The 26,038-nt window shown below is 61.4% G+C and carries 38 protein-coding genes; 1 reads left to right on the top strand and 37 read right to left on the bottom strand.

The features are described 5' to 3' along the window. Positions 1–26: 26 nt before the first annotated feature. The gene (dsbD, locus tag AB4Y42_RS33005) at positions 27–1,994 is read right to left on the bottom strand and encodes a protein-disulfide reductase DsbD (RefSeq protein ID WP_368696489.1); all 1,968 of its coding nucleotides are present in this window, start codon (positions 1,992–1,994) and stop codon (positions 27–29) included. Further along, positions 1,987–2,298: a divalent-cation tolerance protein CutA gene (gene cutA, locus AB4Y42_RS33000; RefSeq protein ID WP_211254093.1), complete on the bottom strand. Its 312-nt coding sequence runs from the start codon at positions 2,296–2,298 to the stop codon at positions 1,987–1,989. Before cutA ends, dsbD begins: the two co-directional genes overlap by 8 nt. Positions 2,299–2,650: 352 nt before the next feature. On the opposite strand from cutA, the gene AB4Y42_RS32995 reads away from it, so the two are divergent. Beyond that, entirely contained in the window at positions 2,651–3,919 is a 1,269-nt protein-coding gene (locus tag AB4Y42_RS32995; protein ID WP_368696530.1) for an IS4 family transposase, read from the top strand. A 66-nt stretch (positions 3,920–3,985) separates the two neighbouring features. Here the strand turns inward: AB4Y42_RS32995 and rplQ are convergent, their stop codons facing one another. The 35 genes from rplQ to AB4Y42_RS32820 form a co-directional block, all read right to left on the bottom strand. Beyond that, positions 3,986–4,378, bottom strand: a complete 393-nt coding sequence (gene rplQ, locus AB4Y42_RS32990; protein WP_027797304.1) for a 50S ribosomal protein L17 — start codon at positions 4,376–4,378, stop codon at positions 3,986–3,988. 128 nt (positions 4,379–4,506) lie between these two features. Next, complete coding sequence (rpoA, locus tag AB4Y42_RS32985; protein WP_254337073.1) at positions 4,507–5,484, bottom strand: DNA-directed RNA polymerase subunit alpha; 978 nt, start codon at positions 5,482–5,484, stop codon at positions 4,507–4,509. 124 nt (positions 5,485–5,608) lie between these two features. After that, positions 5,609–6,232 (bottom strand): 30S ribosomal protein S4, encoded by a 624-nt coding sequence (gene rpsD / locus AB4Y42_RS32980; RefSeq protein WP_368691426.1) that lies wholly within the window; start codon positions 6,230–6,232, stop codon positions 5,609–5,611. 163 nt (positions 6,233–6,395) lie between these two features. Continuing rightward, positions 6,396–6,800 (bottom strand): 30S ribosomal protein S11, encoded by a 405-nt coding sequence (gene rpsK, locus AB4Y42_RS32975; protein WP_006052224.1) that lies wholly within the window; start codon positions 6,798–6,800, stop codon positions 6,396–6,398. 28 nt (positions 6,801–6,828) lie between these two features. After that, positions 6,829–7,194 carry a 30S ribosomal protein S13 gene (gene rpsM, locus AB4Y42_RS32970; protein ID WP_028213337.1) on the bottom strand — a complete coding sequence of 122 codons (366 nt, stop codon included), beginning with the start codon at positions 7,192–7,194 and terminating at the stop codon, positions 6,829–6,831. Between the two features lie 35 nt (positions 7,195–7,229). Beyond that, entirely contained in the window at positions 7,230–7,346 is a 117-nt protein-coding gene (rpmJ, locus tag AB4Y42_RS32965; protein WP_027819338.1) for a 50S ribosomal protein L36, read from the bottom strand. 21 nt (positions 7,347–7,367) lie between these two features. Beyond that, the gene (gene infA, locus AB4Y42_RS32960) at positions 7,368–7,586 is read right to left on the bottom strand and encodes a translation initiation factor IF-1 (protein ID WP_004521905.1); all 219 of its coding nucleotides are present in this window, start codon (positions 7,584–7,586) and stop codon (positions 7,368–7,370) included. 8 nt (positions 7,587–7,594) lie between these two features. Next, the gene (gene secY, locus AB4Y42_RS32955) at positions 7,595–8,941 is read right to left on the bottom strand and encodes a preprotein translocase subunit SecY (protein ID WP_028206524.1); all 1,347 of its coding nucleotides are present in this window, start codon (positions 8,939–8,941) and stop codon (positions 7,595–7,597) included. A gap of 59 nt (positions 8,942–9,000) precedes the next feature. Continuing rightward, the gene (rplO, locus tag AB4Y42_RS32950) at positions 9,001–9,435 is read right to left on the bottom strand and encodes a 50S ribosomal protein L15 (protein WP_028206523.1); all 435 of its coding nucleotides are present in this window, start codon (positions 9,433–9,435) and stop codon (positions 9,001–9,003) included. Between the two features lie 30 nt (positions 9,436–9,465). Next, on the bottom strand, positions 9,466–9,648 hold the full coding sequence (gene rpmD, locus AB4Y42_RS32945; protein WP_010106952.1) for a 50S ribosomal protein L30: 183 nt from the start codon (positions 9,646–9,648) through the stop codon (positions 9,466–9,468). Between the two features lie 11 nt (positions 9,649–9,659). Beyond that, positions 9,660–10,178: a 30S ribosomal protein S5 gene (gene rpsE / locus AB4Y42_RS32940; RefSeq protein WP_028206522.1), complete on the bottom strand. Its 519-nt coding sequence runs from the start codon at positions 10,176–10,178 to the stop codon at positions 9,660–9,662. Positions 10,179–10,192: 14 nt separating this feature from the next. After that, positions 10,193–10,558, bottom strand: coding sequence for a 50S ribosomal protein L18 (gene rplR / locus AB4Y42_RS32935; protein ID WP_027819343.1), 366 nt, complete (start codon positions 10,556–10,558; stop codon positions 10,193–10,195). Between the two features lie 12 nt (positions 10,559–10,570). Further along, on the bottom strand, positions 10,571–11,101 hold the full coding sequence (gene rplF / locus AB4Y42_RS32930; protein WP_133186304.1) for a 50S ribosomal protein L6: 531 nt from the start codon (positions 11,099–11,101) through the stop codon (positions 10,571–10,573). An 18-nt stretch (positions 11,102–11,119) separates the two neighbouring features. Then, the gene (rpsH, locus tag AB4Y42_RS32925) at positions 11,120–11,515 is read right to left on the bottom strand and encodes a 30S ribosomal protein S8 (protein WP_027819345.1); all 396 of its coding nucleotides are present in this window, start codon (positions 11,513–11,515) and stop codon (positions 11,120–11,122) included. Positions 11,516–11,529: 14 nt separating this feature from the next. Beyond that, on the bottom strand, positions 11,530–11,835 hold the full coding sequence (gene rpsN, locus AB4Y42_RS32920) for a 30S ribosomal protein S14 (protein WP_069268214.1): 306 nt from the start codon (positions 11,833–11,835) through the stop codon (positions 11,530–11,532). A 7-nt stretch (positions 11,836–11,842) separates the two neighbouring features. After that, a complete protein-coding gene (gene rplE / locus AB4Y42_RS32915; RefSeq protein ID WP_069268213.1) occupies positions 11,843–12,382 on the bottom strand; it encodes a 50S ribosomal protein L5 in 540 nt (179 codons plus the stop codon). 16 nt (positions 12,383–12,398) lie between these two features. Further along, positions 12,399–12,707, bottom strand: a complete 309-nt coding sequence (gene rplX, locus AB4Y42_RS32910) for a 50S ribosomal protein L24 (protein WP_069268212.1) — start codon at positions 12,705–12,707, stop codon at positions 12,399–12,401. A gap of 9 nt (positions 12,708–12,716) precedes the next feature. Beyond that, positions 12,717–13,085 carry a 50S ribosomal protein L14 gene (gene rplN / locus AB4Y42_RS32905; protein WP_028206517.1) on the bottom strand — a complete coding sequence of 123 codons (369 nt, stop codon included), beginning with the start codon at positions 13,083–13,085 and terminating at the stop codon, positions 12,717–12,719. 346 nt (positions 13,086–13,431) lie between these two features. After that, a complete protein-coding gene (gene rpsQ, locus AB4Y42_RS32900) occupies positions 13,432–13,704 on the bottom strand; it encodes a 30S ribosomal protein S17 (protein ID WP_028206516.1) in 273 nt (90 codons plus the stop codon). Next, positions 13,701–13,895: a 50S ribosomal protein L29 gene (rpmC, locus tag AB4Y42_RS32895; RefSeq protein WP_028206515.1), complete on the bottom strand. Its 195-nt coding sequence runs from the start codon at positions 13,893–13,895 to the stop codon at positions 13,701–13,703. Before rpmC ends, rpsQ begins: the two co-directional genes overlap by 4 nt. Before the next feature lie 10 nt (positions 13,896–13,905). Continuing rightward, entirely contained in the window at positions 13,906–14,322 is a 417-nt protein-coding gene (gene rplP, locus AB4Y42_RS32890; RefSeq protein WP_042269753.1) for a 50S ribosomal protein L16, read from the bottom strand. 2 nt (positions 14,323–14,324) lie between these two features. Then, the gene (gene rpsC / locus AB4Y42_RS32885) at positions 14,325–15,116 is read right to left on the bottom strand and encodes a 30S ribosomal protein S3 (RefSeq protein ID WP_027797287.1); all 792 of its coding nucleotides are present in this window, start codon (positions 15,114–15,116) and stop codon (positions 14,325–14,327) included. A gap of 11 nt (positions 15,117–15,127) precedes the next feature. After that, a complete protein-coding gene (rplV, locus tag AB4Y42_RS32880) occupies positions 15,128–15,457 on the bottom strand; it encodes a 50S ribosomal protein L22 (RefSeq protein ID WP_004199272.1) in 330 nt (109 codons plus the stop codon). Between the two features lie 12 nt (positions 15,458–15,469). Beyond that, positions 15,470–15,745 (bottom strand): 30S ribosomal protein S19, encoded by a 276-nt coding sequence (gene rpsS / locus AB4Y42_RS32875; RefSeq protein ID WP_006998484.1) that lies wholly within the window; start codon positions 15,743–15,745, stop codon positions 15,470–15,472. Positions 15,746–15,755: 10 nt separating this feature from the next. Then, entirely contained in the window at positions 15,756–16,583 is an 828-nt protein-coding gene (rplB, locus tag AB4Y42_RS32870; protein ID WP_069268211.1) for a 50S ribosomal protein L2, read from the bottom strand. A 2-nt stretch (positions 16,584–16,585) separates the two neighbouring features. Then, complete coding sequence (rplW, locus tag AB4Y42_RS32865) at positions 16,586–16,900, bottom strand: 50S ribosomal protein L23 (protein WP_028206513.1); 315 nt, start codon at positions 16,898–16,900, stop codon at positions 16,586–16,588. Continuing rightward, positions 16,897–17,517 carry a 50S ribosomal protein L4 gene (rplD, locus tag AB4Y42_RS32860; protein ID WP_028213350.1) on the bottom strand — a complete coding sequence of 207 codons (621 nt, stop codon included), beginning with the start codon at positions 17,515–17,517 and terminating at the stop codon, positions 16,897–16,899. Before rplD ends, rplW begins: the two co-directional genes overlap by 4 nt. Then, the gene (rplC, locus tag AB4Y42_RS32855; RefSeq protein ID WP_028206511.1) at positions 17,517–18,176 is read right to left on the bottom strand and encodes a 50S ribosomal protein L3; all 660 of its coding nucleotides are present in this window, start codon (positions 18,174–18,176) and stop codon (positions 17,517–17,519) included. The genes rplD and rplC overlap by 1 nt, the downstream gene beginning before the upstream one ends. A gap of 200 nt (positions 18,177–18,376) precedes the next feature. Next, positions 18,377–18,688 carry a 30S ribosomal protein S10 gene (gene rpsJ / locus AB4Y42_RS32850; protein ID WP_017777154.1) on the bottom strand — a complete coding sequence of 104 codons (312 nt, stop codon included), beginning with the start codon at positions 18,686–18,688 and terminating at the stop codon, positions 18,377–18,379. 137 nt (positions 18,689–18,825) lie between these two features. Then, positions 18,826–20,016 (bottom strand): elongation factor Tu, encoded by a 1,191-nt coding sequence (tuf, locus tag AB4Y42_RS32845; RefSeq protein ID WP_028371383.1) that lies wholly within the window; start codon positions 20,014–20,016, stop codon positions 18,826–18,828. 95 nt (positions 20,017–20,111) lie between these two features. Then, complete coding sequence (gene fusA, locus AB4Y42_RS32840) at positions 20,112–22,214, bottom strand: elongation factor G (RefSeq protein ID WP_368691425.1); 2,103 nt, start codon at positions 22,212–22,214, stop codon at positions 20,112–20,114. Between the two features lie 148 nt (positions 22,215–22,362). Further along, entirely contained in the window at positions 22,363–22,833 is a 471-nt protein-coding gene (gene rpsG, locus AB4Y42_RS32835; RefSeq protein WP_006053291.1) for a 30S ribosomal protein S7, read from the bottom strand. Positions 22,834–23,019: 186 nt separating this feature from the next. Further along, on the bottom strand, positions 23,020–23,400 hold the full coding sequence (gene rpsL / locus AB4Y42_RS32830) for a 30S ribosomal protein S12 (protein ID WP_027797953.1): 381 nt from the start codon (positions 23,398–23,400) through the stop codon (positions 23,020–23,022). Between the two features lie 267 nt (positions 23,401–23,667). Further along, positions 23,668–25,515, bottom strand: coding sequence for a DNA helicase RecQ (recQ, locus tag AB4Y42_RS32825; protein ID WP_368691424.1), 1,848 nt, complete (start codon positions 25,513–25,515; stop codon positions 23,668–23,670). A 161-nt stretch (positions 25,516–25,676) separates the two neighbouring features. Further along, positions 25,677–26,006 (bottom strand): hypothetical protein, encoded by a 330-nt coding sequence (locus tag AB4Y42_RS32820; RefSeq protein WP_368691423.1) that lies wholly within the window; start codon positions 26,004–26,006, stop codon positions 25,677–25,679. Positions 26,007–26,038: the final 32 nt, after the last annotated feature.

The following is a 26,038-nucleotide window of genomic DNA, read 5'->3' as shown; positions in this document are numbered from 1 at the left end:
ACGCGCAATGCCGCCGATCCGGCCAATCAGGTCGATGGCGCTGCCGGCGTCTGCGGCGCCGGCGCCGTCACGCGATCGAGGCGCGCGAGGAAGCGGTCGGCATTCTCGTAGCCGACCACGCGCAGCACTTCGCGCCCTTGCGTATCGAAGAAGATGATGCCCGGCGGTCCGAAGAGGCCGAAGCGCTTGAGCAGTGCCTGGTCGTCCGAATTGTTGGCGGTCACATCGGCGCGCAGCAGCCCCAGCTCCGCGAGGCGCGCCTGCACGCGCGGGTCGCTGAACGTGAACTTCTCCATTTCCTTGCAGCTCACGCACCAGTCGGCGTAGAAGTCGAGCATCGACGGCTTGCCCGCAGTCTTGAGCGCCGCGTCGAGCTGCGCGGGCGAGCGCACGGGTGCGAAGACCAATGCGTTCGCTTCGCCGGCGCCGGCGGTCTGCGCCGCGCCGGCGCCGGCAACATCGCTCGCGCCGCCCACGCGCGCGGCCAGCACCGCAAGCGGGCGCAGCGGATCGGTCGAACCCGCCGCCAGACCGACGATCAGCGTCGCGGCCCAGATCGCGAACGCGGCGCCGAGACCACGCCCGAGGCGCCGCCAGACGTTGGCCGCACCCGCGTTCGGCGTGAACAGCCCGAGCGCGGCGGCCGCGAGCAGCAGCCAGAGGGCGGCAAGCAGCATCTGCGCGGTGGCGCCGAGCACCGGCCAGACGATCCACAGCGCGGCCGCGAGCAGCACGACGCCGAAGAACACCTTCACGCCATCCATCCACGTACCCGCACGCGGCAGCAGCGAGCCCGCGCCGAGGCCGAGGATCATCAGCGGAACGCCAAGGCCCAGGCCCATGGCAAAGAGCGCCGCGCCGCCGAGCACGGCGTTGCCCGTGTGTGCGATGAACGCCAGCACCGCGAAGAGCGGCGCGGTCATGCAGGCGCCGACCACGAGCGCGGAAAGCGCGCCCATCACGGCGACGGCGGCGAATTTGCCGCCGGAACGGCCCTGGGTGGCGCGCGAGGCGCCGTCCTGCCAGCGCTGCGGCAGGGCGATGTCGTAGCCCGCGATCAGCATGACGGCGAACGCGGTGAGGAGCACCGCGAACACGCCCAGCACCCACGGGTTCTGCAGCCATGCGCCAAGGCTCTGGCCGACCAGCGCAGCGGCAATGCCCAGCACCGTGTAGACGAGCGCCATGCCGAGCACGTAGACGAACGACAGCGCGAAGCCGCGCGAGCGCGTGGCGCGGGCGCCCTCGCCGACGATGATCGCCGAGAGGATCGGGATCATCGGGTACGAGCAGGGCAAGAGGCTCAGCACCATGCCGGCCACGAAGTACAGGCCGACCACGGCGAAAAAGCCGCCGCCTTGCAGCAGCGATTGGGCGTAGTCGGCGCTCGTCGCGCGCTCGTACCAGGGCTCCCCGGTGTCGCCTGCTGCGGGCGCTGCGCTCGTCTGTGGCTGGGGCGCGGGCGTCGGGCTTGCTGCTCCCGGCACGGGGCTCTGGGCGGGCGTAGCGGCCTGCAAAGCCGCGCCGCTCACGTGGAACACGTGTTCCGCGGGCGGATAACAGATACCCGCGTCGGCGCAGCCCTGCGATGTCACCGCGAGATCGAACGGACCGCTCGCCTTTTGCACCGGCACGCGGATCGTCAGCTCGCCCCGATAGGTTTCGACATTCTTCTGGAAGGTCGGATCGAACTTCACATGGCCGGGCGGGATCTGCGCCTCGCCGAGCTGCGCCGTGCCGTTGCGCGCGGCGAACGCGAAGCGCTCGCGGTACATGTAGTAGCCGTCGGCGATCTTGAAGTGCACGTCGACCATGCCCGGCGCTTCGCTCGCGCTGAACGTGAAGGCCTGGTCGGGCGGCAGGAAGTCGTCGTCGGCCGCACGCGCGAGCGACGCACCGAACAGCATCGGCAGCAGAGCGCAGACGAGCAGGAGAAAGCCGGGCAGCGAAGCGTACGGCGCGGCGCGCGAGCGCCGATCGAAGCGGTTAGACATGAAGGGTGCGCTGAGTCTCGGCATTGACCCATTGCCCGTAGGCATTCGACGCCGTGGCTTGCCACGAGAGAATCTCGGGCGTCTCGTAGGGATGCTGGGTCTGGATGAACTGTTCGAGCTCGGCCGCGCGGGCGAGGCTCGTCTTGAAGAGCAGCTGGATCTCGTTGCCCGACTCGATGTTGCCCTGCCAGTGATACTGCGAGTGGACGGCGCCCAGGCGCGTCACGCATGCGGCGAGGCGCTGCGCGAGCGCCCCGGCGGCGAGCGTTTCGGCGGTGCCCTCGTCGGGCACCGTAGTCAGCATCAGGGTCACATTGAGGGTCACGACGAACTCCGGCGTGGTGCCCGCGTGCGACGGCAAGCGGGCTTCGGGGCAGAACGTAATCGTACCATCGGCGCCGATCGGCTTCTCTCGTGCACCGTGAGGCAAAAGGGGACTGCAACCGGTAAACACGGTTCGACGCGATTTCATCCGCGCCCGAAAACAAAAAAGCCAGGCTAGGCCTTAATGCCGTTCAGTTAAGCAACTGAACGGCATTTTTGTTGGTGGAGCAAAGGGGTTGTAAACACGTCGCGGCGATGTTAACTTTCGTCGCCATGCTGGTTGACACCCTTCCCCTGCTTGTCGAGCGCACCCGCCATTCGAATGGGATAGGCTGGGACAGCATCTGCCATACGAATGGATTGAGCAGGCGGTCCAGGCTAGCGGCAGCGCCAGCATCCGGCGTCGCCGTCTGCCTGCGCAGCAGGTGGTGTGGCTGGTGATCGCCCTGGCGCTATACCGGCATCAGTCAGTCAGCGAGGTCGTTGACGCACTGGGGCTTGCGCTTCCCGCACCCGATGCGTCATTTGTCAGCAAGAGCGCCATCGCCCAGGCTCGACAGCGCACTGGCGCGGCGCCCCTGGCGTGGCTCTTTCACGAATGCGCCAGGAACTGGTCTGTGCAGGATCAGGCGCATTACCTCTTCAAGGGATTCTCGCTGTTCGCAATGGACGGCACCACGCTGCGCACGGCCGACAGTGCCGCCAACCGCGAGCATTTCGGGTCGTCCACAGCCGCGCATGACCGGGTCGGCAGCTACCCCCAGTTGCGCGCAGTCACGCTTACTGCCATTTCCACCCACCTGGTGCGCGACGTCGAATTCGGCCCTTACGACGTGAACGAGATGATCTCGGCGCGCCAGCTTGTTGCGCGGGTGCCGCAGAACTCCATTACGGTGTTCGACAAAGGGTTTCTGTCAGCCCAACTGCTGTGCAACCTGGTCTCGGGCGGCGCAAACCGGCATTTCATCATTCCAGCCAAGTCCAATACGCGCTGGGAGGTGCTCAGCGGCGAGCCCGGCGACCAGTTGGTGCGCATGCGCGTCTCGCCGCAGGCGCGAAAGGCCTGTCCGGAACTGCCTGAGTTCTGGCAAGCCCGCGCCGTGCTTGCCGTCGATGCGCGTGGCCGGCAGCGGGTATTGCTCAGCTCCCTGTGTGATCGAGAGCGGTTCGAGGCAACGGACATCGTGTCCTGCTACGCACGTCGCTGGCAGATCGAGACCAGTTACCGGGAATTGAAGCAGTCGATGCTGGGCATGGAGTTGACCCTGCGCAGCCAGACCGTTGACGGCGTCTACCAGGAGTTCTGGGGCGCCCTGATTGCCTACAACCTGATCCGGCTGGAGGTGGCGAAGGCCGCGCTTGAGGCCGGACGCGCCCCCGGGGACCTGAGCTTCATCCGCGCGTTTCACACGATTCAGTATGAGATGTCATGGGCAGCCGTGACCCGCTCGTACGGCAAACTTCCTGCGCTGCTCGTGCGCCTGCGCCAGCGGCTCAAGCAGCTCGCCAACGAAAAACGGCCCGGGCGCTCTTGCGCACGGGCCGTCAAGTCCAGACCTTTCCGCTACACCGTTCGGTACCTGAAACGGGACCTTAACTGAACGGCATTAAGGCTAGGCCTGGCTTTTTCGCATGCCGCTCAATCCGGGGATCGAGCGACGGAAAGCTTATTCCGCTTCCTGGACGTTCTCTTCCGCGACTTCCGGACGGTCGAGCAGTTCGACCAGTGCCATCGGTGCGTTGTCGCCAACACGGAAACCGAACTTCAGGATACGCAGGTAGCCGCCCGGACGGTTCGCGAAACGCGGACCGAGCACGTCGAACAGCTTCGTGACCGAGTCACGATCGCGCAGGCGGTTGAACGCCAGACGACGGTTTGCGAGCGACGGCTTCTTGCCCAGCGTGATGAGGGGCTCGACAACCTTACGGAGTTCCTTCGCCTTCGGCAGCGTCGTCTTGATGACTTCGTGCTCGATGAGCGAGTTGGACATGTTACGGAGCATTGCCAGACGGTGGCTGCTCGTGCGGTTCAGTTTCCGCAGACCATGACGGTGACGCATTTCAATTTCCTTGAAACAAAGTTTTGGTCCAGCTCTTCTATCGCCTCGCAACTATCGAGGCACGGGCCGGTACGTGAAAAAGGCAAGACGCGGATTTTAAAGGAAAATCCGCGTCCGTGCCAGACTTCTTACTTATCGAGACCAGCCGGCGGCCAGTTTTCGAGCTTCATGCCGAGCGTGAGACCGCGCGAAGCGAGCACTTCCTTGATCTCGTTGAGCGACTTGCGACCCAGGTTCGGGGTCTTGAGCAGCTCGTTCTCGGTGCGCTGGATCAGATCGCCGATGTAGTAGATGTTCTCGGCCTTCAGGCAGTTCGCCGAGCGAACCGTGAGTTCGAGATCGTCCACCGGACGCAGCAGGATCGGGTCGATCTGCGGTGCGCGCGAAGGCGCTTCCGCGGCCGTTTCCGTGCCTTCCAGAGCCGCGAACACCGACAGCTGATCCACGAGGATGCGGGCCGACTGGCGGATCGCTTCCTCAGGCGAGATCACGCCATTGGTTTCGATGTTCATCACGAGCTTGTCGAGGTCGGTACGCTGTTCGACACGCGCGCTTTCCACGGCGTAGCTCACGCGGCGAACCGGCGAGAACGACGCGTCCAGCACGATGCGGCCGATGATCTTGGCCGACTCGTCGCCGTAACGGCGCACGTTGCCCGGCACGTAGCCACGGCCCTTTTCGATCTTGATCTGCACGTCGAGCTTGCCGCCCTTCGTCAGATGCGCAACCACGTGATCCGGGTTGATCACTTCGCAGTCGTGCGAGAGTTCGATGTCGCCAGCGGTGACAACGCCTTCGCCTTCCTTGCGCAGCGTAACCGTCACTTCGTCACGGTTATGCAGCTTGAAAACGACACCCTTCAGGTTCAGCAGCAGGTTGACCACATCCTCTTGCACACCATCGAGCGTCGAGTATTCGTGCACGACGCCTGCGATCGTCACTTCGGTCGGCGCGTAGCCCACCATCGACGACAGCAGCACGCGCCGGAGCGCGTTACCCAAGGTGTGGCCATAACCGCGTTCGAACGGCTCCATGACCACTTTCGCGTGGTTGTCGCCGAGCGATTCCACAGCGATGATCTTGGGTTTCAACAAACTGGTTTGCATAGGTTTTCCTTTTCAATACCCTCGGCTCGTTACACCGATAAGGCTGAGATGGCAACAACCTGAAAAAAACGGCCGAGGCCGCCTCCTGCGCGAAGCACAGAGGTTACCCCGGCCGTCAATCCGATTACCGCGAATACAATTCGACGATCAGGCTTTCGTTGATGTCGCCAGCGATGTCGCTGCGCTCAGGCATGCCCTTGAACGTGCCTTCGAACTTCTTCGCGTCGACCGACACCCAGCTTGCCATGCCGCCTTGCTCTGCGAGCGAGAGGGCTTCGACGATACGCGCCTGCTTCTTCGCCTTTTCGCGAATCGCGACGACGTCGCCAGCCTTCACTTGCATCGACGGGATGTTCGAAACGACGCCGTTCACCGTGAGAGCCTTGTGGCCCACGAGCTGACGCGCTTCAGCGCGGGTCGAAGCGAAGCCCATGCGGTACACGACGTTGTCGAGACGCGATTCGAGCAGTTGCAGCAGGTTTTCGCCGGTGTTGCCCTTGATGCGGTCAGCTTCCGCGAAGTAGCGGCGGAACTGGCGCTCGAGCACGCCGTAGATACGCTTCACTTTTTGCTTCTCGCGAAGCTGCGTGCCGTAGTCGGACGTACGGGCGCCCGAGGTGCGGCCGTGCTGACCCGGCTTGCTGTCGAGCTTGCACTTGTCGGCGAGCGAGCGGCGCGCGCTCTTCAGGAAGAGGTCGGTGCCTTCACGGCGGGACAGCTTGGCCTTCGGGCCGATATAACGTGCCACGTTGCTTTCCTTCGATAATTGATCACGCGAGGGCTAAACGGGAAAACCCGGCCTTCGCGCTAGTCCGGCTCTTTGAACCGAACGGTGGGCTTAGTCAATTCAATAACGCCGAGAGCCTGGGTCGCCGTTTCCGGCGGCTCAGGCGTTCGGCTAAAACGACGCCTTAGATACGGCGGCGCTTCGGCGGACGGCAGCCGTTGTGCGGGACCGGCGTAACGTCGGAGATCGCGGTGATCTTGATGCCAAGACCATGCAGCGCGCGCACCGCCGATTCGCGACCCGGGCCGGGGCCCTTGATACGCACTTCGAGGTTCTTGACGCCGTATTCCATTGCAACACGGCCAGCCGATTCAGCTGCGACCTGAGCTGCGAAGGGCGTCGACTTACGCGAACCCTTGAAGCCCTGACCGCCCGACGTTGCCCAAGCAAGCGCGTTGCCTTGACGGTCGGTGATCGTGATGATCGTGTTGTTGAACGACGCGTGAACGTGAACCACGCCCTCGGCGACGTTCTTCTTAACCTTCTTGCGAACGCGTTGCGCCGCGGAGTTGTTCGAAGCCTTAGCCATTACGTTTTCCTGTAACTTTCAGTTCCGCTTACTTCTTCAGCGACTGTGCTGCGCGGCGCGGACCCTTACGCGTACGTGCGTTGGTACGCGTACGCTGGCCACGCAGGGGCAGGCCCTTGCGATGGCGCACGCCGCGGTAGCAGCCGAGGTCCATCAGGCGCTTGATGTTCATCGTCACTTCACGGCGGAGATCGCCTTCGACGACAAACTTGCCCACTTCCTCACGCAGCTTTTCCAGATCCGCGTCGTTCAGGTCCTTGACCTTCTTGTTGAACGGCACACCGGCGGCCACGCAGATGTTGCGCGAACGCGTGCGGCCAACACCAAAAATTGCCGTCAGGCCGATTTCGGTGTGCTGGTGGTTCGGGATGTTAACCCCTGCAATACGAGCCATTGTTTTTCCTCAAACAAAAAGCGCAAGCGCGCTAATCAGCCTTGGCGCTGCTTGTGGCGCGGGTCCGAGCTGCAGATCACGCGAACGACGCCGTTGCGCTTGATGATTTTGCAGTTGCGGCAAATGCGCTTTACCGATGCCATCACTTTCATGATATTACCCTTTTTCCTAAATCACTTCGCCCGGAACACGATCCGCGCACGCGACAGATCGTAAGGCGTCAACTCAACCGTCACCTTGTCGCCCGGGAGAATGCGGATGTAGTGCATCCGCATTTTTCCGGAAATATGTCCCAGAACGACATGGCCGTTTTCCAGCTTCACCCGGAAGGTCGCGTTGGGGAGGTTTTCGATAACCTCGCCTTGCATCTGGATTACATCGTCTTTGGCCATAGGTCCTTTTAACGCATCGGGACGCCGCCGCCCTTGAAGTTAGCCTTCTTGAGCAGCGATTCATATTGTTGCGACATCACGTACGACTGCACCTGCGCCATGAAGTCCATTGTGACGACGACAATGATCAGCAGCGACGTTCCACCAAAATAAAACGGCACATTCCAGCGCAGCACCAGAAACTCCGGCAGCAGGCAAACGAACACGATATAGATCGCACCGGCCAGCGTCAGACGCGTGAGGATGCGGTCGATATAGCGTGCCGTCTGATCGCCCGGACGGATGCCAGGTACGAACGCGCCACTCTTTTTCAGGTTGTCGGCCGTTTCCCTGCTGTTGAACACCAGTGCGGTGTAGAAGAAGCAGAAGAACACGATCGCCAACGCGTACAGCAACACGTACACGGGCTGGCCAGGCTTGAGGGCTTCGGCCACGTTGTGCAGCGTGTCCGCAAACCAGCCGGTTCGCGAACCCGAACTGAACCAGTTCAGGATGGTTGCCGGGAACAGGATGATCGACGACGCGAAGATCGGCGGAATCACACCCGACATGTTCAGCTTGAGCGGCAGGTGGGACGACTGCCCGCCGTAAATCTTGTTACCGACCTGGCGCTTCGCATAGTTCACGAGGATCTTGCGCTGGCCGCGTTCGATGAACACCACCAGGTACGTCACGGCTGCGATCAGAACGACCACGATGATCGCCGAGATGATGCTCATCGAGCCGGTGCGAACCAGTTCGAAAAGCCCACCGAGCGCATTCGGGAAGCCTGCCGCGATCCCGCCGAAGATGATGATCGAGATACCGTTGCCAAGCCCGCGTTCCGTGATCTGCTCACCAAGCCACATCAGGAACATCGTGCCCGTTACGAGCGTCACGACCGTCGTCAAGCGGAACACCATGCCCGGATCGATCACGAGGCCAGGCTGGTTTTCCAGCGCGACCGCGATGCCGAACGCCTGAAACGTCGCCAGCACCACCGTGAAGATCCGCGTGTACTGCGTGATCTTGCGTTGTCCAGCCTGCCCTTCCTTCTTCAGCGCTTCCAGCTGCGGCGAGACGATCGCCATCAGCTGCAGGATGATCGACGCCGAAATATACGGCATCACACCCAGCGCGAAGATCGTGAACCGAGACAGTGCGCCACCCGAGAACATGTTGAACATGCCAAGGATGCCGCCCGACTGGCTCTGAAAGAGCTTCGCCAGTTGGTCCGGATCGATACCCGGAACCGGAATATGCGCGCCGATACGATAAACGACCAGCGCCAGCAGCAGGAACACTGCACGCCGACGCAGGTCGCCGAACTTCGGAGCGCTGCGACCGGTTTTTGCGAGACTCGGGCTGTTAGCCAAGTAGCTTCTCCGATGCAGATGCTAGTGACGGCGGGCAAGCCCGCACGCACCACTCACAATCACTCGGCAAAAGAACCGCCTGCCGCTTCAATCGCAGCACGCGCATTCTTCGTCGCACCCAGACCCTTCACGACGACCTTGCGCTTGATCTCGCCGGTGGCGATGATCTTCGCGCTGCGGGTCAGTTCGCCCACGAGGCCTGCCTGCTTGAGAGCCAGCAGATCGATTTCGTCGACCGGCAGCTTCTCGATGTCGGCGAGGCGCACTTCACCGACGAATTCCTTCGTCAGCGAGGTGAAGCCACGCTTCGGCAGACGACGCTGCAGAGGCATCTGACCGCCTTCGAAGCCGACCTTGTGGAAGCCGCCCGAACGCGATTTCTGACCCTTGTGACCACGGCCAGCGGTCTTGCCGAGGCCGGAGCCGATGCCGCGGCCGACGCGACGCTTTGCGTGCTTCGCACCTTCTGCCGGCTTCAGGTTATTCAATTCCATTTTCAACTCCTGGAGTCTTTGGTCGACCGCTTAGCCGATGACCTTAACGAGGTACGAGACCTTGTTGATCATGCCGCGCACAGCCGGCGTGTCCTGCAGCTCGGAGACCGAGTTCAGGCGGCGCAGGCCGAGACCGCGCACAGTGGCACGGTGCGTTTCGCGGGTCCCAATCAGGCTCTTGACGAGCTGAACCTTGACAGTTTTTTCAGACATGGTGCCCACCCTTAGCCCAGAATGTCTTCGACGGACTTGCCGCGCTTCGCCGCGATGTCAGCCGGGGTCGACTGCTTGCGCAGACCGTCCAGCGTGGCACGAACGAGGTTGTACGGGTTCGTCGAACCGTGGCTCTTGGCCACGACGTTCTGCACGCCCATCACGTCGAACACTGCGCGCATCGGGCCGCCGGCGATCACGCCCGTACCTGCCTTCGCCGGAGCGAGGAGGACGACCGATGCGCCGTGCTTGCCGTGCACTTCGTGTTGCAGGGTGCCGTTCTTCAGGGGCACCTTGAACATGTTGCGGCGAGCTTGTTCCATCGCCTTCTGGACAGCAACGGGCACTTCCTTCGACTTGCCCTTGCCCATACCGACGCGGCCATCACCGTCGCCAACCACGGTCAGTGCGGCGAAGCCGAGAATACGGCCACCCTTCACGACCTTGGTCACGCGATTGACCGAAATCATTTTTTCGCGGAGGCCGTCGTCGCGTTCGTCAGCCTGAACTTTCGCTTGCATCTTTGCCATGACGAATTCCTTCCTTAGAACTTGAGCCCGGCTTCGCGCGCAGCATCAGCCAGCGCCTTGACGCGGCCGTGATAGCGGAAACCCGAGCGGTCAAAGGCGACGGATTCGATGCCGGCGGCCTTAGCCTTTTCTGCGATACGCTTGCCGATCAGCGAGGCCGCGGCGACATTGCCGCCCTTGCCCGACTGGTCAGCCAGTTGCGCACGCACTTCAGCTTCGAGCGTCGACGCGCTGGCCAGCACCTTGGTGCCGCAGGGCGAGAACACTTGTGCATAGATGTGCGTGTTCGTGCGATGCACGGCCAGACGCGCGACCTGCAGCTCAGCGATCTTGAGACGCGTCTGACGAGCGCGGCGCAGGCGAGATTGAGTCTTATCCATGATTGCGCACCCTTACTTCTTCTTCGTTTCTTTGAGGATCACAACCTCGTTGGCGTAGCGCACACCCTTGCCCTTATAGGGCTCCGGCGGGCGGTAGCCGCGGACTTCCGCAGCGACCTGGCCAACTTGTTGCTTGTCGATCCCCTTGATCACGATTTCCGTTTGCGACGGGGTTTCGGCCTTCACGCCTTCCGGCATCTGGTGCACCACGGGGTGCGAGAAACCCAGCGACAGGTTCAGCTTGTCGCCTTGCGCTTGAGCACGATAACCAACGCCAACCAGCGTCAGCTTGCGCTCGAAACCCTTCGTCACGCCTTGCACCATGTTCGCGACAATCGCGCGCATCGTGCCCGACATCGCATTGGCTTCGCGGCTTTCGTCGGTCGGCTCGAACTTCAGCGTGCCGTTGTCGTTCACCACCTTCACGAGGCGGTTCGCAGCTTGCGAAATCGTACCCAGCGGGCCCTTGACGGTAATCTTCTCGTCGCTGAGCGTCGCTTCTGCGCCTTGCAGCGCGATCGGGCTCTTACCTACTCGAGACATGTTTCTTCTCCTTAGGCCTTAAGCGACGTAGCAGATAACTTCGCCGCCGACGCCAGTAGCGCGCGCCTTGCGGTCCGTCATCACACCCTTCGGCGTCGACACGATCGCAACGCCCAGGCCGTTCATGACCTGCGGAATGTCGTTGCGGCCGCGGTACACGCGCAGACCCGGCTTCGAGACGCGTTCGATGCGCTCGATAACGGGACGGCCAGCGTAGTACTTCAACGCGATGTTCAATTCCGACTTCGCACCTTCGGTTTTCACCGCGAAGTCGTCGATATAGCCTTCGTCCTTCAGAACCTGCGCAATCGCAATCTTCACTTTCGACGAGGGCATAGCAACCGAAACCTTCTCGACCATCTGCGCATTGCGGATGCGAGTCAGCATATCGGCGATAGGATCACTCATGCTCATTTATGTTTCTCCTATTACCAGCTCGCCTTGGTGATGCCAGGGATCTCACCACGGAACGCGATTTCACGAATCTTGTTACGTGCGAGACCGAATTTGCGGAACGTGCCACGCGGACGACCCGTGAGCGCGCAGCGGTTACGCTTGCGAGTCGGGTTCGAGTTGCGGGGCAGTTGTTGCAGTTCCAGGCGAGCCGAATAGCGCTCTTCTTCCGACTTGCTTTGGTCGTCGATGATCGCCTTCAGCGCTGCGCGCTTCGGCGCGAATTTCGCTGCCAGACGAGCGCGCTTCTTTTCACGTTCGATCAGTGCCAGTTTAGCCACGGTAACCTCAGTTTCTGAACGGGAACTTGAAGCCGGCGAGCAGTGCCTTTGCTTCTTCGTCGGTCTTCGCGGTCGTCGTGATGCTGATGTTCAGCCCACGCAGCGCGTCGATCTTGTCGTAGTCGATTTCGGGGAAAATGATCTGCTCTTTCACACCGATGTTGTAGTTACCACGGCCGTCGAATGCCTTGCCCGACACGCCACGGAAGTCGCGCACGCGGGGCAGCGCAACCGTCACGAAACGGTCCAGGAATTCGTACATGGCATTGCCACGCAGCGTAACCATCGTGCCGATCGGGTAGCCTTCGCGAATCTTGAAGCCGGCGATTGCCTTGCGCGACTTCGTGATGACGGGCTTCTGGCCGGCGATCTTCGTGAGGTCGCCAACGGCGTGCTCGAGGACCTTCTTGTCAGCGACGGCTTCACCAACACCCATGTTCAGGGTGATCTTGGTGAGGCGCGGCACTTCCATGACCGACTTGTAACCGAACTTCTCGATCAGGCCAGGAACGACCTTCTCTTTATAAAATTCTTGCAAACGTGCCATTTTTTACTCCGCAGCGTCAGGCGCTCAGAACAGCACCGGTCGTCTTCAGGAAACGAACCTTCTTGTCCCCTTCGACCTTGATGCCCACGCGCGACGGCTTACCGTTCGCGTCGACCAGTGCGACGTTCGAGATAGCCAGCGGCATTGCCTTGGCTTCCACGCCACCCGTCGTACCCTTCATGGGGTTCGGCTTCACATGCTTCTTCGCGATGTTGATGCCTTCGACAGTGACGCGCTCTTCGCCGATGGCCAGCACGACGCCGCGCTTGCCCTTATCTTTGCCGGTAACGACGATAACTTCGTCACCCTTGCGAATCTTGTTCATCGCGGCTCCTTACAGCACTTCCGGCGCCAGCGAAACGATCTTCATGAATCGTTCGCTACGCAGCTCACGCGTAACCGGCCCGAAGATACGGGTGCCGATCGGCTCAAGCTTGGTATTCAAAAGCACGGCGGCGTTGCCATCGAACTTGATCAGCGAGCCGTCTTGACGGCGCACGCCCTTCGCAGTGCGAACCACAACAGCGTTGTAGATTTCGCCCTTCTTTACGCGCCCGCGCGGCGTTGCTTCCTTGACGCTCACCTTGATGATGTCGCCAATGCTGGCATAACGACGCTTCGAGCCGCCGAGCACCTTGATGCACAGGACTTCACGTGCACCCGTGTTGTCGGCTACTTCAAGCCGAGTTTCGGTCTGGATCATGGTTTATCTTTCCCAACTTAATCCGGTCGCGCCACCATGGCACATCCGGTCAGTCTTGGTCCCGTCAGCCGCGCCGCCACTAGAACGACCGCTCAGCTGCTTGGGTAAGAACAGCAGCGACGGCAAACGAAACCGGCCATCGCATTCCGGTGAATCTTGCTAACCCGGACTGGCGTCCGGATCTGCTTCCCCACCTATTTCCGCCTGCCGCTTTGCCAACAGCAAACCCATAAAGAGGGAAGACCAAGACTATAACTCGATAATCTTGGTCTAGCAAGCGAAATCTTCAGCGATTTCAATTACTTCTACACCCCGGGAAGTTGCTCCCCGGGGTGTTGCGCCACTTTTAGATGACGCGTGCTGCTTCGATCAGCTTCGACACGGTCCAGGCCTTCGTCTTCGAGAGAGGACGGGTTTCCTGGATTTCAACGAGGTCACCCTCGTTGTACGTGTTCGCTTCGTCGTGAGCGTGGTACTTCTTCGACTGCACAACGTACTTGCCGTAGATCGGGTGCTTGACGCGGCGCTCGACCAGGACGGTGACCGTCTTGTCCATCTTGTTGCTGACGACCTTGCCGACCAGCGTCCGCTTAAGCGAGGTTTTCACGCTTTCGTTCATTTCTGGTTCGCCTTCTGAGTCAGGACGGTCCGCACACGTGCGATGTCGCGACGAACCTTCTTCAGCTGGCTCGTGTTCGTGAGCTGCTGGGTCGCGAGTTGCATGCGCAGGCCGAATTGCGCCTTCAAGAGGTCCGACAGCTCTTTGTCGAGCGCGGCCTTGTCTTTCTGAAGAAGTTCAGATGCCTTCATCAATCACTCCTTAGGCGCCGAGCTGGCGAACCATGAAGACCGTCTTCAGCGGCAGCTTGGCTGCAGCCAGACGGAAGGCTTCACGGGCCAGTTCTTCGGACACACCATCCATTTCATACAGCATCTTGCCCGGCTGAATCTCGGCGACGTAGTACTCAGGGTTACCCTTACCGTTACCCATACGCACTTCCGCCGGCTTTTGCGAGATCGGCTTGTCCGGGAAGATACGGATCCAGATGCGGCCGCCACGCTTGATGTGACGCGTCATTGCACGACGCGCAGCTTCAATCTGACGCGCGGTCAGGCGACCACGACCGATAGCCTTCAGACCGTATTCACCGAACGAAACGGCGTTGCCGCGCGTTGCGATACCGGTGTTACGACCCTTCTGCTCTTTGCGATACTTCCTGCGTTTCGGTTGCAGCATCGTTATTCTCCACTCTTGCCGTCACCGCCGGCGCCACGGCGCGGTGCGCCACGACGGGCACCCGGTGCGCCTTCGCCATCACGGCGCGGACGACGATCGCCCGGACGCGCATTGCGGCGCGGACGCTTTTCTTCGGCGACTTCTTCCACCACCGGTGCGTCGTTGCGGCCGAGCGTGTCGCCCTTGTAGACCCAAACCTTCACGCCGATGATGCCGTACGTCGTCTTCGCTTCCGAGGTTGCGTAGTCGATGTCGGCACGCAGCGTGTGAAGCGGCACTCGACCTTCGCGGTACCACTCGGTACGTGCGATTTCGATACCGTTCAGACGGCCGGCGCTCATGATCTTGATGCCCTGGGCACCCAGACGCATTGCGTTCTGCATCGCGCGCTTCATTGCGCGACGGAACATGATGCGGCGCTCGAGCTGCTGCGTGATCGAATCGGCGATCAGTTGAGCATCGGTTTCCGGCTTGCGGATTTCCTCGATGTTCACGTGAACCGGAACGCCCATGCGCTTCTGGAGTTCGGCCTTGAGGAGTTCGATGTCCTCGCCCTTCTTGCCGATCACCACACCCGGGCGCGAGCTGTAAATCGTGATGCGAGCGTTCTTAGCCGGACGCTCGATCACAACACGGCCCACCGAAGCGTTCTTCAGCTTCTTCTTCAGGTATTCACGAACACCGATGTCTTCCTTCAACATCGCCGCGAAATTGTTGTTGTTCGCGTACCAACGCGAAGCCCAATTGCGGCTGACGGCCAAACGGAAGCCAGTCGGATGAATTTTCTGTCCCATCGTATGGCTCCTTAATTCCCGACCGTCACAGTGATGTGACAGGATTGCTTCTCGATGCGGTTGCCGCGGCCCTTGGCGCGCGCGGTGAAACGCTTCAGCGAAGCTGCCTTGTCGACGTAGATGCTCTTGATCTTGAGCTCGTCGATATCAGCACCTTCGTTGTGTTCCGCGTTTGCGATCGCCGAGAGCACAACCTTTTTCACGATGCCAGCCGCTTTCTTCGGCGAGAACGTCAGAACGTTCAGTGCCTTGTCGACCGGCAGACCGCGGATCTGGTCAGCCACAAGGCGCGTCTTCTGCGCCGAGATGCGGGCACCGCGATGAATTGCCTTCACTTCCATCTTGATTGCCCCTTATTTCTTGGCCTTCTTGTCGGCCGCGTGACCCTTGAACGTACGGGTCAGTGCGAACTCGCCAAGCTTGTGGCCGACCATGTTTTCCGTGACATACACGGGAACGTGTTGACGGCCGTTGTGCACGGCGATCGTCAGGCCGATGAAATCCGGCAGGATCGTCGAGCGACGCGACCAGGTCTTGATCGGTTTCTTGTCACGCGATGCTGCAGCCGCCTCAACCTTCTTCAGCAAATGGGCGTCGCAGAACGGACCTTTCTTAATAGAACGTGCCATTGCCTACTCCTTAACGCTTGTGACGGCGCTGGACGATCATGCTCGTCGTGCGCTTGTTGCTGCGGGTGCGATAGCCCTTCGTCGGCGTGCCCCACGGGCTCACCGGGTCGCGACCAGCCGCAGTCTTGCCTTCGCCACCACCGTGCGGGTGGTCGACCGGGTTCATTGCAACGCCACGGACCGTCGGGCGGATACCGCGCCAGCGGTTCGCGCCAGCCTTACCGATTTGACGGAGGCTGTGCTCTTCGTTGCCGACTTCACCGATCGTTGCGCGGCATTCGACGTGCACGCGGCGGATTTCGCCCGAACGCAGACGAACCTGCGCGTAGACGCCTTCACGTGCCAGCAGCATTGCCGACGTGCCAGCCGAACGCGCCATTTGCGCGCCCTTGCCCGGCAGCATTTCGATGCAGTGGATCGTCGTACCGACCGGAATGTTGCGGATCGGCAGCGTGTTGCCTGCACGGATCGGCGCTTCCGAACCCGACATCAGCTGCGTGCCAACCGTCACGCCCTTCGGCGCGATGATGTAGCGGCGCTCGCCGTCTGCGTAAAGAACCAGCGCAATGTTCGCGCTACGGTTCGGGTCATACTCGAGACGCTCCACCTTCGCGGGGATGCCATCCTTCGTACGACGGAAATCGATCACACGGTAGTGCTGCTTGTGACCGCCACCCTGGTGACGCGTCGTGATGCGACCGTTGTTGTTACGGCCAGCCGTCGAGGACTTCTTTTCGAGCAGCGCCGCGAACGGTGCGCCCTTATGGAGGTCCTTGTTGACGATCTTGACCATCGCGCGGCGACCCGGCGAGGTCGGCTTAACTTTCACGATTGCCATGATTACTTGGCCTCCGCTTCAAAGTTGATTTCCTGGCCGGGCTTCAGGCAGACATACGCCTTCTTCACGTCCTTGCGCTTGCCGTTGAAGCGGCCAAAGCGCTTGGCTTTGCCCTTCTGGACCAGCACGTTGACGGACTCGACTTCCACCTTGAACAGCAGCTCGACAGCAGCTTTGACTTCCTGCTTGTTCGCGTCCGGCGCGACTTCGAAGACGACTTGTTCGTTCTTCTCCGCAACCAGCGTCGCCTTTTCGGAGATCACCGGTGCGAGCAGGACCTGCATCAAACGATGATCGTTCTTGCGAATCTCGCTCATGACAGCAACTCCTCGATCTGGGCGACCGCTGCCTTCGTGATCAGGATCTTCTTGAAGTAGATCAGCGAGAGCGGGTCGGCAAAACGCGGCTCAACGACTGCCACGTGGGGCAGGTTGCGCGACGCGAGATACAGGTTCTCGTCGACCGTGTCGGTGATGACCAGCACGGATTCGAGACCCATGGCCTTGAACTTTTCGGCCAGCAGCTTCGTCTTCGGCGCTTCGAGCGAGAGCTCTTCGACGACCGAGATGCGGCCTTCGCGGGCCAGCTGCGAGAAGATCGAGCAGAGGCCTGCGCGATGCATCTTCTTGTTGACCTTGTGCGAGAAGTTTTCTTCCGGCGAATTCGGGAAGATGCGACCACCGCCGCGCCACAGCGGGCTCGACGACATACCGGCACGAGCGCGGCCCGTACCCTTCTGACGCCACGGCTTCTTGGTGGTGTGCTTGACCTGTTCGCGGTCCTTCTGCGCGCGGTTACCGCTGCGCGCGTTCGCCTGGTAGGCGACAACGATCTGGTGGATCAGCGCTTCGTTGTAGTCACGGCCGAACACGACGTCCGACGCGTTAACCGCTGCGCCTTCCTGACCATTAGCGTTCAGGAGCTTCAGTTCCATTATTGCGCTCCTTTCTTGGCGCGCGCCTTGACGGCGGGCGTCACGAAAACCTTGCCGCCCTTTGCACCCGGCACGGCACCCTTGACCAGCAGCAGCTTGCGCTCTGCGTCGATACGGGCGATTTCGAGGTTTTGCACCGTCACGGTTTCGTCACCCATGTGACCGGTCATGCGCTTGCCCGGGAACACGCGACCCGGATCCTGCGCCATACCGATCGAGCCCGGCACATTGTGCGAGCGCGAGTTACCGTGCGAAGCACGACCCGAAGCGAAGTTGTAACGCTTGATGGTACCGGCGTAGCCCTTACCGATCGAGGTGCCTTGCACGTCGATCTTCTGGCCTTCTTCGAAGAGTTCCACACCGATCACGGCGCCAGCGGACAGTTCGGCGGCCTTAGCGGCGTCGATCTGGAATTCCTTGAGGATTTCACCGGCTTGAACGCCAGCTTTGGCGAGATGACCTGCGAGCGGCTTCGTCACGCGCGATGCACGGCGCGTACCGAAAGTAACCTGCACGGCCGTGTAGCCGTCGGTTTCTACAGTCTTGATCTGCGTCACGCGGTTGTCGGACACGTCCAGCACGGTCACGGGAATCGAATCCCCTTCGGCCGTGAAGATACGGGTCATGCCAACCTTGCGACCTACGAGTCCAAGGCTCATCGTTTTCTCCATTCCCGACTGCGATTGGTCGGGGCTAATTTACAAAGTACCGGCATGTTTTCGAGGTAAAGGCTCGAAAGGGACACACCGATTTTTTGCGCAAACGCGCGAAAAGACGTCAAGTATAACGACCTTTCTCGTTTTCCGCAAGCAATCAAAGACTTAGCGCCACCCGAAGTTTCTGGCGGCGCTGGAGGCTCTTACTGCAGCTTGATTTCGACGTCCACGCCAGCCGGGAGGTCCAGCTTCATCAGCGCGTCAACGGTCTTGTCCGTCGGGTCGACGATGTCCATCAGGCGCAGGTGCGTGCGGATTTCGAGCTGATCGCGCGACGTCTTGTTGACGTGCGGCGAACGCAGGATGTCGAAACGCTGGATACGCGTCGGCAGCGGCACCGGACCGCGCACGATGGCGCCCGTGCGCTTCGCCGTATCGACGATTTCAGCAGCCGACTGGTCGATCAGACGGTAGTCGAAAGCCTTCAGACGGATACGGATTTTTTGGTTCTGCATGATGATTCCTTGAAAAGAGCGAGGCGGACTTGCGCCGCCAGACGAGATAAAGAGCGCAGGACCACCCTGCGGCAAGGCGCCGCGAGGTGGTCCCTGGGTACATCAACTTCTACAGCGAGCCGAGTATTCTACTCGATTTACTCGATGATCTTTGCAACCACGCCGGCGCCGACGGTACGGCCACCTTCGCGGATTGCGAAGCGCAGACCTTCTTCCATCGCGATCGGAGCGATCAGCTTCACCGTGATCGACACGTTGTCGCCCGGCATGACCATTTCCTTGTCCTTCGGCAGCTCGATCGAGCCCGTCACGTCCGTCGTACGGAAGTAGAACTGCGGACGGTAGTTGTTGAAGAACGGCGTGTGACGGCCGCCTTCGTCCTTGCTCAGCACGTACACTTCAGCCGTGAAGTGCGTGTGCGGCGTGATCGAACCCGGCTTGGCCAGCACCTGGCCACGCTCCACGTCTTCACGCTTCGTGCCGCGCAGCAGGATACCCACGTTGTCGCCTGCCTGACCCTGGTCGAGCAGCTTGCGGAACATTTCCACGCCCGTGCAGGTCGTCTTCACCGTCGGCTTGATACCGACGATTTCGATTTCCTCGCCGACCTTGACGATGCCGCGCTCGACGCGACCCGTCACCACCGTGCCGCGACCCGAGATCGAGAACACGTCTTCCACCGGCATCAGGAAGGCGCCGTCAACTGCGCGCTCCGGCGTCGGGATGTACGTGTCCAGTGCGTCGGCCAGGTTCATGATCGCCACTTCACCCAGTTCGCCCTTGTCGCCTTCCAGCGCCAGCTTGGCCGAACCCTTGATGATCGGCGTGTCGTCGCCCGGGAAGTCGTACTTCGACAGGAGCTCGCGCACTTCCATTTCGACCAGCTCGAGCAGCTCGGCGTCGTCGACCATGTCGCACTTGTTCAGGAACACGATGATGTAAGGCACGCCGACCTGACGGGCGAGCAGGATGTGCTCACGCGTTTGCGGCATCGGGCCGTCAGCGGCCGAGCACACCAGGATCGCGCCGTCCATCTGCGCCGCGCCCGTGATCATGTTCTTCACGTAGTCAGCGTGGCCCGGGCAGTCGACGTGTGCGTAGTGGCGGTTAGCCGTTTCGTACTCGACGTGCGCGGTGTTGATGGTAATACCACGTGCCTTTTCTTCCGGCGCTGCGTCGATCTGGTCGTACGCCTTCGCTTCGCCGCCGAACTTCGCGGTCAGAACCGTCGTGATCGCTGCCGTCAGCGTGGTCTTGCCGTGGTCAACGTGACCGATCGTGCCCACGTTCACGTGCGGCTTGGTCCGTTCGAATTTACCTTTTGCCATGTTTCTCTTCTTTCAAAAAAGTGATGAATCGGTGACTGTGCTACGCGGGCCCAGCCCATGCCGGGCCCGCTGCGTGCTCAAATGAGCGCCGATGCTTACTTCGCCTTCGCGCTGATGATCGCGTCGGCCACGTTACGCGGTGCTTCTGCGTAGTGCTTGAATTCCATCGTGTACGTTGCACGACCTTGCGTCAGCGAGCGCAGCGACGTCGAGTAGCCGAACATTTCCGACAGCGGCACTTCAGCGCGAACGATCTTGCCGCCGCCAACCATGTCTTCCATGCCCTGGACGATACCGCGACGGCCCGACAGGTCGCCCATCACGTTGCCCATGTAGTCTTCCGGCGTTTCGACTTCCACAGCCATCATCGGTTCGAGGATGACCGGCTGCGCCTTGCGCATTGCTTCCTTGAACGCCATCGAACCAGCCATGCGGAACGCATTTTCGTTCGAGTCAACGTCGTGGTACGAACCGAACGTCAGGTGAACCTTCACGTCGACGACCGGGAAGCCCGCCAGCACGCCAGCCTTCAGCGTTTCCTGGATACCCTTGTCCACCGCCGGGATGAATTCGCGCGGAATCACACCGCCCTTGATCTCGTCCAGGAACTCGTAGCCCTTGCCCTGCTCGTTCGGCTCAAGCGTGATGACAGCGTGACCGAACTGGCCGCGACCGCCCGACTGCTTGACGAACTTGCCTTCGACATCCTTCGCCGTGGCGCGGATCGTTTCGCGGTACGCAACCTGCGGCTTGCCGACGGTCGCTTCCACGTTGAATTCGCGCTTCATGCGGTCGACCAGAATTTCGAGGTGGAGCTCGCCCATACCCGAAATGATGGTCTGGCCCGATTCCTCGTCCGTCTGGACGCGGAACGACGGGTCTTCCTGTGCCAGGCGGTTCAGGGCGAGGCCCATCTTTTCCTGGTCAGCCTTGGTCTTCGGCTCGACGGCCTGCGAAATCACCGGCTCCGGGAACACCATGCGTTCCAGGATGATCGGGTTTTGCGGGTCGCACAGCGTGTCGCCCGTGGTTGCTTCCTTCAGGCCAACGGCTGCGGCGATGTCGCCTGCACGAACTTCCTTGATTTCTTCGCGGTTGTTCGCGTGCATCTGCAGAATACGGCCGAGGCGTTCCTTCTTGCCCTTGGTCGAGTTCAGCACGGTGTCACCCGAGTTGACGACGCCCGAGTACGCGCGGAAGAAGATCAGCTGGCCGACGAACGGGTCGGTCATGATCTTGAACGCGAGTGCCGAGAACTTCTCGTCGTCGGATGCGCGGCGCTCTGCCTTCTCGCCGTTTTCGAGTTCGCCCGTGACCGGGGGAATGTCCACCGGCGACGGCAGGAAGTCGATCACGGCGTCGAGCATACGCTGCACGCCCTTGTTCTTGAACGCGGTGCCGCACAGCATCGGCTGGATTTCGCAAGCGATGGTCCGGTCGCGGATCGCCTTGACGATTTCCGCTTCGGACAGCTCTTCGCCGCCGAGGTACTTTTCCATCAGCTCTTCGCTGGCTTCAGCAGCCGACTCGATCATCTTTTCGCGCCACTCGTTGCACGTGTCAACGAGTTCAGCCGGGATGTCGACGTAGTCGAACTTCGTGCCTTGCGAGGCCTCGTCCCAAATGATCGCTTTCATCTTCAGGAGGTCGACGACGCCCTTGAAGTTTTCTTCCGCGCCGATCGGCACCACGACCGGAACCGGGTTCGCCTTCAGGCGGTTCTTCAGCTGGTCGTAGACCTTGAAGAAGTTCGCGCCGGTACGGTCCATCTTGTTGACGAACGCGAGACGGGGAACCTTGTACTTGTTCGCCTGACGCCACACCGTTTCCGACTGCGGCTGCACGCCGCCCACAGCGCAGTAGACCATGCACGCGCCGTCGAGCACGCGCATCGAGCGCTCGACTTCAATCGTGAAGTCGACGTGGCCCGGGGTGTCGATGATGTTGATGCGGTGCTCGGGGTAGTTGCCGCCCATGCCCTTCCAGAACGCGGTCGTAGCAGCGGACGTGATCGTGATACCACGCTCCTGTTCCTGCTCCATCCAGTCCATGGTCGCGGCGCCGTCGTGAACTTCACCAATCTTGTGGTTCACGCCGGTGTAAAACAGAATGCGCTCGGTCGTCGTCGTCTTGCCGGCGTCGATGTGAGCGCTAATACCGATGTTGCGGTAGCGCTCGATAGGAGTCTTGCGTGCCACTTTGATCCTCTATCGGGAGGTGCGCGCCGGATCGATCCCGACCGGGTTGATCCCAACGCGCCTGAACACAAACGGGCGAGGCGCTCGATAAGCGCACCCGCCCGGAATTTTTTCCGTTTTTTGAGCAGGCCCCGGTAAGGGCTTTCTCTTAGAAGCGGAAGTGCGAGAACGCCTTGTTCGCTTCTGCCATCCGGTGAACTTCGTCGCGCTTCTTCATCGCGCCGCCACGGCCTTCGGCCGCTTCGGAGAGCTCACCTGCCAGACGCAGGGCCATCGACTTCTCGCTGCGCTTCTTCGCGGCTTCACGCAGCCAACGCATCGCCAATGCCATACGACGCGAGGGGCGCACTTCGACCGGAACCTGATAGTTCGCACCACCAACGCGGCGGCTCTTCACTTCCACCACCGGCTTCACGTTGTTGAGCGCGACAGTGAACACTTCCAGCGGGTCCTTGCCACCCTTGGTCTGGATCTGTTCGAAAGCGCCGTACACGATACGCTCGGCAACCGACTTCTTGCCGGAGAGCATCAGCACGTTCATGAACTTGGCTACATCAACGTTGCCGAACTTCGGATCCGGCAACACTTCCCGCTTGGGGACTTCGCGACGACGCGGCATGTTTCTTCCTTTAACTTTTCAGTTGAAGCGTGGATTGAACCCTACGCTCCGCGGCCACCAACTAACCCGATTCATCCATTACGACTTACCAGCCTGGTCGGGTGACCACTTACTCGACAGCACCGGCCAATCCGGCACCTGTCGCTTTTATCGCCGGCACTCGAAAGCGCAGACGACGCTTGACTCTTACTTCGCAGCCTTCGCGCGCTTCGCGCCGTACTTCGAACGAGCCTGCTTACGATCCTTGACGCCCTGGGTATCCAGCGAGCCACGAACCATGTGGTAACGCACACCCGGCAAGTCCTTCACACGGCCGCCGCGGATCAGCACGACCGAGTGTTCCTGCAGGTTGTGGCCTTCACCACCGATGTACGAAATGACTTCGAAGCCGTTCGTCAGGCGCACCTTGGCGACCTTACGGAGTGCCGAGTTCGGCTTCTTCGGCGTCGTCGTGTACACACGGGTGCACACGCCGCGACGCTGCGGGCAGTCCTGCAGGGCCGGCGACTTGCTCTTCGTAGCTTCCGAAGCGCGGCCTTTGCGAACCAGTTGATTGATGGTTGGCATTGTTTATTCCTGAAATTGAACAAAATCGACGCATTTATTTCCGGGCAAAGCGGAAAACCATACGTATCGAACTCCGGAACTGGTTATTTGACGTTAGTTTTCGTCAAATCAATTGACGAGCACAGACATCCCAAAGACCGGAACCCAGCATGATATTCCGAAAAGACCAAGCGAGTCAATGGCTTGCGACATTTCGGACGACAGAGGAAGTGACAGCGCCGTGACAATCCGGCGGCGTCCGGAATACCCGGTGGGGAACAGCGCGCCTTATTCGTCGCCGACGACCTCGACGAGCTCCTCGCCAAAGCGCTCGAGCTTGCGCGCCCCGATACCCGGGATGTCGCGCAGTTCGTCCACCGACTCCGGGCCGTTGCGCGCGATTTCCGCCAGCGTAGCGTCGTGGAAGATGACGTAGGCCGGCACGCCCTCGCTCTTCGCAGTCTCGGTGCGCCACAGGCGCAGGCGCTCCCAGCGCGAGCGCTGACGCGGGCTCATACCAAGGGTCGGATCGGCGCGCTCGCTCGTGCGGCTCGACGACGTACGCGTACGCGTGGGCTTCACGTAGCGGCGCATCGTGACATTCTGCTCGCCCTTGAGGACCGCCTTGCTCGCCTCGGTGAGCACGAGCGAGCCGTAGCCGTCATGGTCGACGGTGAGATACCCGAACGCCACCAGTTGCCGGAAGATTGCGCGCCATTCCGGCTCCGATAGCGCGGAGCCGATGCCGAAGGTGGAGATCTTTTCGTGCCCGCGCTGCAGGATCTTTTCGTTGCGGTTGCCGCGCAGGATGTCGATCAGGTGGCCGGCGCCGAAATTGAAGCCACTCGCGCGCTGCGCGCGGAACACGCACGAGAGCGCCATTTGCGCCTCACGCGTGGCGTCCCACGTGGCGGGCGGCTCGAGGCAGGTATCGCAGTTGCCGCACGGCTTGCTCTCTTCGCCAAAGTACGCGAGCAGGCGCACGCGCCGGCACGTGGCCGCTTCGCACAGGCCCAGCAGCGCGTCGAGCTTGCCCGTCTGCACGCGCTTGTGCTGCTCGTCGGCCTCGGACTCGTCGATCATCTTGCGCTGCTGCACCACGTCGCCAAGGCCGTAGGCCATCCACGCGTTGGCCGCCAGCCCGTCGCGCCCCGCCCGGCCGGTTTCCTGGTAGTAGCCTTCCACGCTCTTGGGCAAATCCAGATGCGCGACGAACCGCACGTCTGGCTTGTCGATGCCCATGCCGAACGCGATGGTGGCGCACATCACCACGCCCTCCTCGCGCTGGAACATCTCCTGGTGCTTCTGGCGCACCTCGAATTCCATGCCGGCATGGTACGGCAGCGCGCGCAACCCCTGCCCCTTCAACCACTCGGCCGTTTCTTCGACCTTGCGGCGCGAGAGGCAGTAGACGACGCCCGCATCCGAGGTGCCGTCGGCGCGCGTGTGCTCCGCGCGGATGAAGTCGAGCAACTGAGAACGCGCGTTGTCCTTCTCGACGATGCGGTAGCGGATGTTCGGCCGGTCGAAGCTCGAGACGAACACACGGGCGTCGTCGAGCGCGAGACGGTGCGCGATCTCGTCGCGTGTGATGGCGTCGGCGGTTGCCGTGAGCGCGATGCGCGGCACGTTCGGAAAGCGCTCGTGCAGCACCGAGAGCTGGATATATTCGGGCCGGAAGTCGTGGCCCCATTGCGAGACGCAGTGTGCTTCGTCGATGGCGAAGAGGCCGATGCGAGTGCGCTCGAGCAGGTCGAGAAAGCGCGACGTCATGAGGCGCTCGGGCGCGACGTAAAGCAGGTCGAGATCGCCTTCGCGCAGCGCCCGCTCGGTCGCCGCCGCTTCGGCGCCGCTCAGCGTCGAGTTGAGATAGGCGGCGCGCACGCCCACTTCCGTGAGCGCGGCCACCTGGTCCTGCATAAGCGCGATGAGCGGCGACACGACGATGCCGGCACCAAGCCCGGCTTCGTGCCGCACGAGCGCGGGAATCTGGTAGCAGAGCGATTTTCCGCCGCCGGTCGGCATGAGCACCAGCGAATCGCCGCCCCCTGCAACGTGCTCGACGATTTCGGCTTGCTGCCCTCTAAACGCGGGATAGCCGAAGACTTCGTTGAGGATTTCGAGGGAACGGGACATGAAAGCGGTGAGCGTGCGGAGCTGAGGCGGTGGGCAGGATTTTACCAACCCGGACGCGCCTTAACCGCCGCTACCGTGAAGATTGGCCATTCGGCCAGGAGAAACCGCGGAAGTCGCGCGCGCAGATCGCGAACGCGAACCACCAGGGTGAAGCGGGTTCGTCAGGCAGCGAGGCGTCGGCGCACGATCCGAAACGCGCCGACGATCGTTACGACGGCCACGATGGCCGCTGCGATCGTGAATGCGCTGGCCCCGAAGAGCACGACGTTGGCGCCGACGAACATCAGCGAGCCGATCGTCAGCAGCGCAGCGCCGCCCTTGACCCTGCCCGCCAGCAGCATGATGAAACCGATGATCAGGAAGGCCCACATCACGAGGAAGGTCGCGAAGAAGTTCGCCGCGGACTGATTGCTGACGTGATGCAGCAGCTGCGAAAAGCTGGCGACACATGCCACCAGATTCAGGATGAGACCGACCCCGACCACCCACATGATTACCGCCTCCAGATTCAGATAAACGCCGC

This window comes from Paraburkholderia sp. EG286B (genome assembly GCF_040965655.1).
Classification (GTDB): Bacteria; Pseudomonadota; Gammaproteobacteria; order Burkholderiales; family Burkholderiaceae; genus Paraburkholderia.
The sequence above is the reverse complement of the archived record's forward strand: the minus strand, read 5'-3'. Positions and strand labels throughout refer to the sequence as shown.